Raw genomic sequence first — 9,673 nt, forward strand, 5'->3', positions numbered from 1 at the left:
AGAATTTTGAACGCCCTCACTAATGCAATCGAAAAGAGCTATCTCGATTTTTATCTGAGTGTTTCTTCAGTCTTCAATCTTCCTTTGTGCAGGCGGGTTTGTTTCTTCTTTTTAATTAAACCACATCTTAGTTTTTCTGTTTGCTCATAGCTAGCAACTATTATGTCTGCATGGTGCTCAACAACCTTACACTTATCTAGGTCACTAGAATTAGTTTCAATCCGTCTGCCACGTGATGGTTATGCATCACTATCAACAAAATCTTAATTATGTTTTTATAAATAAGAGTGTTATCAATTTTATCTGTAGGAATTAATCTATACGTAAGATTTTACTGGCATGTTACAGCTATACCCTCGTAAGGGGATTAAATAGAATATTCAACTGCATGTCTTTGATTTATATAGTTGGCTAAACTTTTAGTAGGAACCTATACAAGTGATAAACAATTTAAATGTCGCTCTAGTTAGCTTGCTTGTGTGTCACAGTGCCTTTGCTGAAGGCGAGAAGGTAAGCGCACGTTTATTTGAGCAGCTCCAATGGACGCCGCTAAACCCTTTACGTGGAGATGAAAGCCCTCAAGCCGCAGACTTGTGGGGAAACCGCCAAAAAGGTGGTGCCACTGGGTTTTTAGTAAAGTTTAAACCAGAGTTTACTTCACCTCCGCACATTCATAATGTGAGCTATAGAGGCGTTGTTATCAAAGGCCTTGTACATAATGATGATCCTGAAGCTCGTGATATGTGGCTTTCGGCAGGTTCTTTTTGGACACAACCTGCAGGGGAGGCACATATTACCGCGGCAAAAGATCAAGAGAATATCGCTTATATTGAAATTGATAGCGGCCCGTATCTAGTACATCCAAAAGAGCAAGCGTTTGATAATGGTGAGCAGGCAATGAATATCGCCTCATCAAACTTAGTTTGGCTCAATGCGAGTGATATAAAATGGACAGACACCAAGTACAAAGTGCAACGTGCATTTTTGTGGGGTGATACTTCTGTCGGTAATTTAAATGGTAGTCTAATTAAATTACCAGTTGGCTTTTCAGGGAAACTGGTTAGTGAGGGGGGCACCTTTCATGCAGTGGTCATTAGCGGGCAAATGAGGTACGAATCGCAAAATGTTCCGCTTAAAGTCGGCAGTTACTTTGGGCAGAGCAAAGCGCATCGTATCAAGGCAACACAAGATACCCAAATTTATATACGCACCAATAGTAAAATCCACATAGTAGAAGACAAAGAATAAAAACTGATAAGAAAGAAGTCCCTCCGCCCTCATCAAAGAGGGCGAAGGTTAATTCAAATGCTGGGCGCTTAATCTTCTAATTTCAGGTGTTTATAGTAATAACTTGTACTATGAAATCGCCCCTCCTGATCAGATACATAATTGGGGATTTGCCCCACTTTTGTGTAACCTGACGCCTGATAAAATAGCTCAGCTTTATCTCCACTTTGTGTGTCTAATACGAGAAGCTGTATACCTTGCTTCAAAGCGTGTGACTCTACATAAGCCATTAATTTAGTTGCATACCCTTTTCGATGAGCGCGGGGCTGGACTAAGAGTTTTTCTACTTCTGCGCGATGGCGACCGTTTTGCTTGTGGCAAAGTGCCAACTGCACAGTGGCTTGCACTTCATTGTTATCATACAAGATGTATAAAAGCCTTAGCTTGTTTTCCAGCTCTCTATTAACAGATTGCCAGTACTTAGTAAGAATGTTTGACTCGGACTCTTTGTAAAACCCAAGTGAAGCGCCGCTATCTATGCAGCAACCTAAAAGCTTTGTGAGCGCGTTTTGGTTGTTGGTAGAGAGGTGTGTGAGATGTTCTACGGTGATCACTTAACTACCTTTCTTTCTAATATTGCTATATGAGAGTCAAGTTCGCAAAGCTGCTGAAACAGTTTACTGCGTTTTAATTGTAGTTGTGTAAGCTGTTTTGATTGGGTTGTGTTATATGCCCTTACAGCCTTGTATAGGCGCTGTTGTGAAATGTGACAAGACTTGGCACTTTCGCTTATGCTAAAGCCTTTTTCATTTACCATATGTAGTGCACGTTGCAAATTGGCTGGTGGTTTTAAGGCGTTGATGTCCATGTTAGAACCCTTATTCACTTGATAGAGTAAATCAGGAAAGAAAGAATAGTGCCAATAGTTAAGTTGTTATTAATCAAATAGTTATATTTTTTAGCGGTTTAGGGATGAGCCATGAAGGTGCTTGTGTCTCTAAACCTGCACCAAGATGGTGGGGACTATTTGACAAAAAGCTTATTCGGGGTGCTATATACTAGGCAAATCAGAAAAATGCTTTTTCCATTTTTGAAGTGAAATAGCTTTTGGCATTACTTAATAAAACGAGAATTAGGAGTAACCCAACAAATAGCCAAACAGGCGTGTGACCGTGCTTACTAAAAAAGCTATGGCCGGATATCAGTTTTAATTCTGTACTTAGTATGTCACTGGTAAATTGAGGTATTGTCAATTGCTGCCCAGAAATAGGATCAAACACACCACTAATCCCATTATTCGTCACCCTAACTAAAGGCCTTTGCAATTCTAGGGCCCGCATTCTTGCAATTTGCATATGCTGATGTGGTCCATGCGAGTCACCAAACCATGCGTCATTGCTCACAGTAAATAAGATATCAGACTCTTGGGTGTAGTTTCCTCGTACAAGCTCACTAAATGCTATTTCGTAGCAAATAGCTGGTAAAACATGTATACCATTGGCGACTAAATTATTTTGTACAGCGTCACCGCGAGAAAACGAAGACATTGGCAGATCAAAAAGAGGTGCAAGTGGTCTAAGCAGGTCTTCAAAGGGGACAAACTCGCCAATTGGCAATAACTGATGTTTTTGGTATCGATTGCGGTGTAAATAACGATAATGGCCTTCGCTATCTTCTCGTTGCTGCTTACCAAGCACGATCAGTGAGTTGTACACATTACGTGTATCAAACTGGTAGTCGGGAATACCCGTAATTAAGGCGGTGTTATTAAATGCGGCTGCTTTATCTAAGTTGATTAAGTAGTCGAATGCATAGTCTTCAATCTCGGGAATAGCTGCCTCAGGCCAAACGACCAAATCGACATCAGCCCAGTTAGGTCTTGTCATATCTTGGTACTTAGACATGGTGGGCCAGAATTGTTCGGGCGCCCAGCGTAAACTTTGCGCAATATTTCCCTGTACCAAAAGCGTCTTTAGTTGCTGTCCACTGTAACGAGTATCGGTGTTGTTTAGACTAAAAAGATACAGCAATACGAAAGGGATAAGTGTAAGCGCTACCCCTTTATAATATTTAAATCGTACCAGCCAATATCCAGTATAACCGATTGCGATACAGGCTAAAGTCAGACCAAATTCACCAATCCAAGGAGCTAAGCTATTGAAAGGCGAGTCTGTGAGTGTGTAACCAAAGCTGAGCCATGGGAAACCCGTCAATAAGGTACCTCTTAGATACTCAGTAATGGCAAAGCCACTGATAAGTAAAGCAAGTCTTTGCCAATGATTTTTGCCATAACGAGTTGCAAAGGCGAATGCCAAAGCTGGATAAATCGCCAAATAAGCACACAGGAGTGCCATAGCGAGTAAAGACAATAAAATTGGCAGACCACCAAATTGCGCAATGGAGACATGTACCCAGCTAATACCTAACGCAAACCAACCAAAGCCAAATAAAAAACCATATTTAGCAGCTTGCTTGGGAGTGGGTTGTTCGGTGACATAGGCCGCGATTGCGAAGCATATAAACGTAAGAGGCCACAAGCCAAAGGGGGCGTAGGCAAAAGTAAGCGCACAGCCAGCAATTAAGGCCAGCCATGCGTTCTTATCTTTACATAAGGTAATGAGCTTATTCAGTTGTGTCTTCAACATGCTCAGTTTTGGGTACCGTCACTTGCAGCTGCAAAATACGGCGATTGTCAGAGTTAGTCACTTTAAACTGCAGTGGTTCTACATCAATGGTTTCACCTTTACTTGGCATATGTCCAAATGCATGCAGAATAATGCCCCCGATAGTATCGGCTTCTTGTGTGTCGTATTCTGTTTTAAAGTATTCATTGAACTCTTCAAGAGGTGTGAGCGCCTGCACGTTAAATACATGCTTAGAAAGCTGACGAATATCTTGTTGCTCATCTTCATCGTCATGTTCATCTTCGATTTCACCAACGATGGTTTCAAGAATATCTTCGATGGTAACGAGGCCAGATACACCTCCATACTCATCAATGACGATAGCCATATGGTATCGCTTTTGCCTGAACTCATTAAGTAGTGTATCAACCCTTTTACTTTCGGGTACTACAATAGCCGGACGCAAGTACTCTTTAATAGCTGGCAGTGCGCCATTTCGCTTAAGTATTAAAGGTAAAAGATCTTTAGCAAGTAGTATACCTTCTACGTGGTCTTTGTCTTCGCAAACTACAGGGAAGCGAGAATGGCTAGACTCAACCATCGCAGGAAGTTGAGATTCTAAGTCTTGCTCTACATCGAGTGTAATCATCTGAGAACGCGGGATCATGATGTCGCGAACTTTGAGCTCAGAAACGCTCAGCACGCCTTCCATCATGTCTTTTGTCTCAGGGTCGATAAGTGCTCTTTCTTGAGCGTCAGCAATGACTTCTACCAACTCTTCTTTGTTTTGGGGTTCCCCTTGCAGCATCTGAGTGATGCGTCCAAGCCAGTTTCTGCTAGAAGAACCCTGGCTACTTTGCGAGTTATCGTCGCTCATTGTAGGCTTTTACTCCAATTAATTAATATCATCTCGATAAGGGTCTGCAATGCCCAGATCGGCTAAAAATTCTTTTTCAAGACTTTCCATTTCCATGGCGTCTTGTTCATTTATATGGTCAAAGCCTATCAAATGCAAGCACCCATGAATGACCATATGAGCAAAATGATCATGGAAAGATTTTTCTTGTTCCTGAGCTTCACGAAAAACCACTTGTGGACAAATAATTAGGTCTCCGACGAGTGGCAATTCGATGCCAGGAGGTGCTTCAAAAGGAAACGACAAAACGTTTGTCGGCTTGTCTTTTCCTCTGTATTGACCATTTAATTTTTTGCTTTCAGTTTCATCAGTAATGCGAATTGTCACTTCTGCGTGCTCTCTATACGGAAGAAGAGCTTTTTCAGCCCAATTTTGAAATTGGCTTTCGCTTGGTAAATTGTTAAATTCACAGGCGAGCTGTAAATCTACATCAACACTCATGACTCTGGACCTTGTTCTGCTGCTTGCTGTTTCGCTTTTTGCTTAGCCACTTTTTCTTGGCGCTCTTGCTCTTCTTTTGCTTCGTAAGCTTCCACAATCCGTGCCACAACTGGATGGCGAACAACATCATGTGATTTAAAGAAGTTGAAAGAGATTTCGTCTACGTTACTTAATACTTCTATGGCATGACGTAAACCAGAACGAGCTCCTCGAGGTAAGTCGACCTGCGTAATATCACCAGTAATAACTGCTTTGGAGTTAAAGCCAATACGCGTCAAAAACATCTTCATCTGTTCTGTTGTTGTATTTTGGCTTTCGTCAAGAATGATAAAGGCATCATTTAATGTACGTCCACGCATATAAGCAAGAGGGGCAACTTCTATGACATTCTTTTCGATTAAACGTTCAACTTTTTCAAAACCCAGCATCTCAAACAGGGCGTCGTAAAGCGGGCGTAAGTATGGATCAATCTTCTGGGTCAAGTCACCTGGTAAAAAGCCCAGCTTTTCACCCGCCTCAACAGCTGGTCGAGTCAAAAGTATGCGACGAATCTCCTGACGCTCAAGCGCATCTACGGCGGCAGCAACAGCTAAGTATGTTTTACCTGTACCAGCAGGACCAATACCAAAGCTAATATCATGAGTTAGAATATTTGCGACATATTGGCTTTGATTCGGGTTTCTAGGCTTAACAACGCCACGACGTGTTTTTATAAAGACTTCTTTTTCCCAAACGTTGGGCATGTCTTGCTCTAGGCAGTTGGCTTCAGTGATTGCCAAATGAACATGGTCAGGTTCGATGTCTTGGGCTTTGCCTTTTACTGGCTGAGTATCAACGTACAGAGACTTTAAAATATCAACCGCAGCTTTGGCTGTGATTTGATTTCCTGTGACTTTAAACCAGTTATCTCTGTGGGCAACTTCTACCCCTAATCGGCGCTCTATTTGTTTTAAGTTATCGTCAAAAGGACCACAAAGAGAAGAAAGACGGTTGTTGTCGGCAGGTTCTAGATAAAACTCAATATTTTTTACTTGATTGCTCAAAATGACTTCCTAAGATTGAATGCGCCAGCAAGGTGCTGGCGCAAAACGTTCGTTCTATGGAGTAAAGGTGGCAACACCTAACTCGTTAGCTTCTGGCTCCGATGGTGCGCGATTTAAAATGTCTGATGGGGCAACATCACGGCGTAAGTCCATTTCAGCTTCGGTTCTGATCAATTCACCACGTAGTGAATTCGGTAGCGCCTCTGTAATACGTACATCGACAAATTGACCGATCACTGAATGTGGACCTTCAAAGTTAACTACTCGGTTGTTTTCTGTACGGCCACGTAGTTCCATTGGGTTTTTCTTAGATGGCCCTTCTACTAAAATGCGCTGCTCTGTATCAAACATCTTACGGCTAATATCCTGCGCCATTTGATTGATGCGGTTTTGTAGGATATATAGTCGCTCTTTCTTTTCTTGCGCAGGTACATCGTCAGGCAGATCAGCAGCAGGCGTACCTGGGCGTGCAGAGTAAATAAAGCTAAAGCTCATATCAAAACCAATGGCATTGATAAGGTTCATTGTTTCTTCAAAGTCCGCTTTAGACTCACCTGGGAAACCAATGATGAAGTCTGAGCTCATGCTTAAATTAGGGCGAACTTTACGAAGCTTTCTGATAGTCGATTTGTACTCAAGCGCAGTGTGACCGCGTTTCATTAAGTTCAGTACACGGTCGGAGCCACTCTGAACAGGCAAGTGTAAATGGTCTACAAGCTCTGGGACATCTTTGTACGCTTCAATGATGTCTGGCGTAAATTCTACTGGGTGCGATGTTGTATAGCGAATACGGTCTATACCATCAATTGCGGCAACATAACGTAATAAGTCTGAGAAATAACAGATTTCGCCGTCATGCATTTCACCGCGGAACGCATTTACGTTTTGGCCTAGCAGGTTTACTTCACGAACACCTTGTTCTGCAAGCTGAGCCACTTCTAAAATGACGTCGTCAAGTGGGCGACTCACTTCTTCACCACGTGTGTATGGTACTACACAGAAAGTACAGTACTTAGAGCAACCTTCCATAATCGAAACGAAGGCTGTTGGCCCTTCCGCTTTTGGTTCAGGTAGGCGGTCAAACTTTTCAATTTCTGGGAATGAAATATCAACAACAGAGCCTTCTTTGCTCTGAACTTGTTTAATCATTTCAGGTAGACGATGTAGAGTTTGTGGACCAAATACAATATCAACAAAAGGGGCACGTTGACGGATTGTGTCACCCTCTTGAGATGCCACGCAGCCGCCTACACCGATAACCAAGTCAGGGTTATCTTCTTTTAGTAATTTCCAGCGGCCCAATTGGTGGAATACTTTTTCCTGCGCCTTTTCACGAATCGAACAGGTATTGAGTAGGATCACATCCGCCTGCTCAGCTTCTTCTGTTAGCTGATAGCCATTGGTGGAATCAAGTAGATCCGCCATTTTCTGGGAGTCATACTCATTCATTTGACAGCCCCAGGTTTTGATATGCAATTTTTTACCCATTGAAATAACGCCTCGTTTTCAATTCGATGATAAGCACAACGCCTCGCCAGTTAAGAAAATACCCCTACAACTGACTTACACTTACTAAAATAGCTTAAAAAGAGGCGTATTTTATATGACCTGTAGTCACTAGCCAAGTATAGATTTCATCTTTCAAAGTGGGGATCAATGACGGGTGTAATTATTCAGCTACAATCGTCGGGAAGGATCTTTTTTCTAGGATTTACGATACAATGTATATACACCATAAAATGTAGGCAAATTTATGAAAAATAACGTGTTGATAGTCGGTGGAGGTATGGTAGGTGCAGCTGCAGCGGTAGAACTGGCGCGACAAGGTTACCAAGTCACTGTTATTGAAAACAATCCGATAGATGCGAGAGCGATACTTGAAGGAGAGCAAGTGGATATTCGAGTATCGGCAATCAACCGTTTTTCGGAGGCATTACTAGATAAACTGGGGGCGATGCATTTAATTAGAGCGAGTCGTAATGCGCCATACCATCAACTTGAAGCTTATGAACAAGGTAGTGAACATTTGCTGTTTGACAGAGAAGAAGTATCAACATCCCACTTAGGGCATTTGGTTGAAAATAGCATTATACAGGCTTCACTATGGTCTCAGTTTCAAGAAAATAATATTCAGGTTGTAGAAGTCAAAGACGCCCCTATTGCGGTTGAGCAGCACTTAAGCAGTATTGAACTTGTCTACCCAGAGCAAAAATTTACAGCGGATCTCTTAATTGCAGCAGATGGTGGGCGCTCGCAGCTCAGAAATTTAGCTGGTATTGGTGTTACTGGCTGGCAATATCAACAGCATTGTATGGGGGTTTTGATTAAATTAGATGCGCCACAACAAGTAAAAACATGGCAGGAGTTTAAACCGTCAGGTCCAATTGCGTTTTTGCCGATGCAAGCGCCTTATGCCAATTTAATATGGTATCACCACAGCTCAGAACTGAAACGCTTAAAAACTCTATCTAACGAAGCACTAAAAGAAGAGGTGCTTTCACAGTTCTTTGACCTGCCGGGAGATTTCACAATCGAACAGAGCGCGGTTTTCCCGCTTGCACGTCAGCACGCTAATCAATACAGCAAAGGGCGTTTGGTGTTGGTAGGAGATGCCGCACATACGATCAACCCACTTGCTGGGCAAGGTGTTAACCTTGGATTTAAAGATGTTGCTGCCTTAGGGGGCTGCTTGCAAGGCTGTGATGATGTAGGTGAATTATCTCGATTACATCAGTATGAAAAAATGCGCCGTAAAGATAACTTATTAATGATGAGTATGATGGATGCCTGTTACTTTGGTTTTTCAAACGAGTTAAAGCCTCTCAAATCATTGCGCAGTTTGGCATTGACGCTCGCCAATAAAGCAGGTCCACTTAAAAAGGAAGTATTGAAGCATGCAATGGGTGGCAATTTCTGACTGACTCAAAAATGAAAACAAGAGGGAGCCGCAGAGCTTCCTTTTTTATTGTCCAAAACAGTTTAAAAGTTCAGAGTGTGACAATAAATGCTTATGCATTTCATGAAAAATTCAAAAGAGAATGGAAAAAATAAATCAGAGAAGGGTAAAAATGGATATTTAAACATGGTGCGGAAGGAGAGACTTGAACTCTCACATCCTAAGATACTGGAACCTAAATCCAGCGCGTCTACCAATTCCGCCACTTCCGCAATGTTTAATAATTATCTTTTCAAGATAATTGGCTGGAGTACCAGGATTTGAACCTGGGAATGGCGGGATCAAAACCCGCTGCCTTACCGCTTGGCGATACTCCAACTAGGTAGTCGATTATTTTAGTTCTTATCGAGAACATGGTGCGGAAAGAGAGACTTGAACTCTCACATCCGAAGATACTGGAACCTAAATCCAGCGCGTCTACCAATTCCGCCACTTCCGCAATAATTTATCTCATAAAGAGATGGCT

General features: G+C 42.2%; 9 protein-coding genes and 3 tRNA genes. 2 read left to right on the top strand and 10 right to left on the bottom strand.

The window, feature by feature from the left end; all coding sequences use genetic code 11:
• Positions 1-438: 438 nt before the first annotated feature.
• Positions 439-1,248: a DUF4437 domain-containing protein gene (locus tag N482_RS21715; protein WP_155730676.1), complete on the top strand. Its 810-nt coding sequence runs from the start codon at positions 439-441 to the stop codon at positions 1,246-1,248.
• 68 nt (positions 1,249-1,316) lie between these two features.
• On the opposite strand, the gene N482_RS21720 is transcribed toward N482_RS21715, so the two are convergent.
• The 7 genes from N482_RS21720 to miaB form a co-directional block, all read right to left on the bottom strand.
• Positions 1,317-1,841, bottom strand: coding sequence for a GNAT family N-acetyltransferase (locus N482_RS21720; protein ID WP_081228167.1), 525 nt, complete (start codon positions 1,839-1,841; stop codon positions 1,317-1,319).
• The gene (locus N482_RS21725) at positions 1,838-2,095 is read right to left on the bottom strand and encodes a hypothetical protein (protein WP_063358995.1); all 258 of its coding nucleotides are present in this window, start codon (positions 2,093-2,095) and stop codon (positions 1,838-1,840) included. Before N482_RS21725 ends, N482_RS21720 begins: the two co-directional genes overlap by 4 nt.
• A gap of 199 nt (positions 2,096-2,294) precedes the next feature.
• Positions 2,295-3,872, bottom strand: coding sequence for an apolipoprotein N-acyltransferase (gene lnt / locus N482_RS21730; protein WP_063379055.1), 1,578 nt, complete (start codon positions 3,870-3,872; stop codon positions 2,295-2,297).
• Positions 3,850-4,728, bottom strand: coding sequence for a CNNM family magnesium/cobalt transport protein CorC (gene corC / locus N482_RS21735; RefSeq protein WP_063373025.1), 879 nt, complete (start codon positions 4,726-4,728; stop codon positions 3,850-3,852). Before corC ends, lnt begins: the two co-directional genes overlap by 23 nt.
• A gap of 18 nt (positions 4,729-4,746) precedes the next feature.
• A complete protein-coding gene (gene ybeY, locus N482_RS21740) occupies positions 4,747-5,208 on the bottom strand; it encodes an rRNA maturation RNase YbeY (protein ID WP_063379056.1) in 462 nt (153 codons plus the stop codon).
• Positions 5,205-6,251: a PhoH family protein gene (locus N482_RS21745; protein WP_063379057.1), complete on the bottom strand. Its 1,047-nt coding sequence runs from the start codon at positions 6,249-6,251 to the stop codon at positions 5,205-5,207. The genes ybeY and N482_RS21745 overlap by 4 nt, the downstream gene beginning before the upstream one ends.
• A 54-nt stretch (positions 6,252-6,305) precedes the next feature.
• Entirely contained in the window at positions 6,306-7,739 is a 1,434-nt protein-coding gene (gene miaB, locus N482_RS21750) for a tRNA (N6-isopentenyl adenosine(37)-C2)-methylthiotransferase MiaB (protein ID WP_063379058.1), read from the bottom strand.
• Between the two features lie 265 nt (positions 7,740-8,004).
• On the opposite strand from miaB, the gene N482_RS21755 reads away from it, so the two are divergent.
• A complete protein-coding gene (locus N482_RS21755; protein WP_063379059.1) occupies positions 8,005-9,168 on the top strand; it encodes an FAD-dependent oxidoreductase in 1,164 nt (387 codons plus the stop codon).
• Positions 9,169-9,334: 166 nt separating this feature from the next.
• On the opposite strand, the gene N482_RS21760 is transcribed toward N482_RS21755, so the two are convergent.
• The 3 genes from N482_RS21760 to N482_RS21770 form a co-directional block, all read right to left on the bottom strand.
• Positions 9,335-9,419, bottom strand: a tRNA-Leu gene (locus N482_RS21760).
• 30 nt (positions 9,420-9,449) lie between these two features.
• A tRNA-Gln gene (locus tag N482_RS21765) sits at positions 9,450-9,524 on the bottom strand.
• A 37-nt stretch (positions 9,525-9,561) separates the two neighbouring features.
• Positions 9,562-9,646 (bottom strand) — tRNA-Leu (locus N482_RS21770).
• Between the last annotated feature and the right edge of the window lie 27 nt (positions 9,647-9,673).

Source organism: Pseudoalteromonas luteoviolacea NCIMB 1942, from assembly GCF_001625595.1.
In the GTDB taxonomy this organism is placed as follows: Bacteria; Pseudomonadota; Gammaproteobacteria; order Enterobacterales; family Alteromonadaceae; genus Pseudoalteromonas; species Pseudoalteromonas luteoviolacea_A.

Excerpts from the sequence above, each read along its gene's own strand:
- ybeY (WP_063379056.1), bottom strand. The coding sequence starts at position 5,208 with ATGAGTGTTGATGTAGATTTACAGCTCGCCTGTGAATTTAACAATTTA.
- lnt (WP_063379055.1), bottom strand. The coding sequence starts at position 3,872 with ATGTTGAAGACACAACTGAATAAGCTCATTACCTTATGTAAAGATAAG.
- N482_RS21725 (WP_063358995.1), bottom strand. The coding sequence starts at position 2,095 with ATGGACATCAACGCCTTAAAACCACCAGCCAATTTGCAACGTGCACTA.
- miaB (WP_063379058.1), bottom strand. The coding sequence starts at position 7,739 with ATGGGTAAAAAATTGCATATCAAAACCTGGGGCTGTCAAATGAATGAG.
- N482_RS21755 (WP_063379059.1), top strand. The coding sequence starts at position 8,005 with ATGAAAAATAACGTGTTGATAGTCGGTGGAGGTATGGTAGGTGCAGCT.
- corC (WP_063373025.1), bottom strand. The coding sequence starts at position 4,728 with ATGAGCGACGATAACTCGCAAAGTAGCCAGGGTTCTTCTAGCAGAAAC.